This is a genomic window from Mycobacterium sp. E3298, assembly GCF_001666895.1.
Lineage (GTDB): Bacteria > Actinomycetota > Actinomycetes > Mycobacteriales > Mycobacteriaceae > Mycobacterium.
This window is the reverse complement of the sequence record NZ_LZJB01000305.1, coordinates 1-824: the sequence shown is the minus strand read 5'-3', so window position 1 is coordinate 824 and position 824 is coordinate 1. Positions and strand designations below refer to the sequence as shown.

The following is an 824-nucleotide window of genomic DNA, read 5'->3' as shown; positions in this document are numbered from 1 at the left end:
TTGAGCCGCCGCAGCTCGCCGCCGGGGCGGTGCAGGATGACGACGCGCAGCGCTCCCACCTCGGAATTGGTGCCCAGCTCAACCACACCCACCACGGTAGCGGCGCCGGACCCGGCCGTCCCGGCGCCCGGCCACTCGAACGGGTGTGCGATAGACTGGGCGCCGTGGAGATGGCGGTACAAGGCTCCCTGTTCCAGCACACCGAGCGCAGGCAACTCGGTGACGGCGCCTTTATCGAAATCCGCGCCGGCTGGCTCACCGAAGCCGACGACCTGCTCGAAGCGCTCCTGACCGCGGTTCCGTGGCGGGAGGAACGCCGCCAGATGTACGACCGGGTGGTCGACGTGCCGCGGCTGGTGAGTTTCCACGACCTCACGGTCGACGAGCCGCCGCATCCCCTGCTGGCCCGGCTTCGGCGCCGGCTCAACGACATCTACGCCGGCGAACTCGGCGAGCCGTTCACCACGGTCGGGTTGTGCTGCTACCGCGACGGCTCCGACAGCGTCGCCTGGCACGGCGACACCATCGGCCGCAGCAGCTCCGAGGACACCATGGTGGCCATCATCAGCCTCGGCGCCACCCGCACGTTCGCCATGCGGCGGCGCGCGCGTCCTGCCAAAGGCCCGTCGTTGCGGCTGCCGCAGGCGCATGGGGATCTGCTGGTGATGGGCGGAACTGAATGCTGATGCGGGGGCCCACCGGCGCCGACGTCTTGGGCACGGCGTGCTCCCAGGTGCGTTGGCAGGATCCGCCCATCACCAGCAGATCCCCATGCGCCTGCGGCAGCCGCAACGACGGGCCTTTGGCAGGACGCGCGCGCCGCC

1 protein-coding gene and 2 pseudogenes are annotated in these 824 nt (G+C 70.9%); 1 reads left to right on the top strand and 2 read right to left on the bottom strand.

What is annotated here, in order from left to right:
• The coding region (locus A9X05_RS32185) for a hypothetical protein (protein ID WP_231975367.1) at positions 1-92 on the bottom strand (92 nt) is incomplete at its 3' end.
• 72 nt (positions 93-164) lie between these two features.
• Between A9X05_RS32185 and A9X05_RS14455 the strand changes: the two are divergent.
• Positions 165-677: pseudogene (locus tag A9X05_RS14455) on the top strand (alpha-ketoglutarate-dependent dioxygenase AlkB); the annotation flags it as partial.
• Here the strand turns inward: A9X05_RS14455 and A9X05_RS29755 are convergent.
• A pseudogene (locus tag A9X05_RS29755) lies at positions 667-824 on the bottom strand (alpha-ketoglutarate-dependent dioxygenase AlkB); the annotation flags it as partial. The pseudogenes A9X05_RS14455 and A9X05_RS29755 overlap by 11 nt on opposite strands.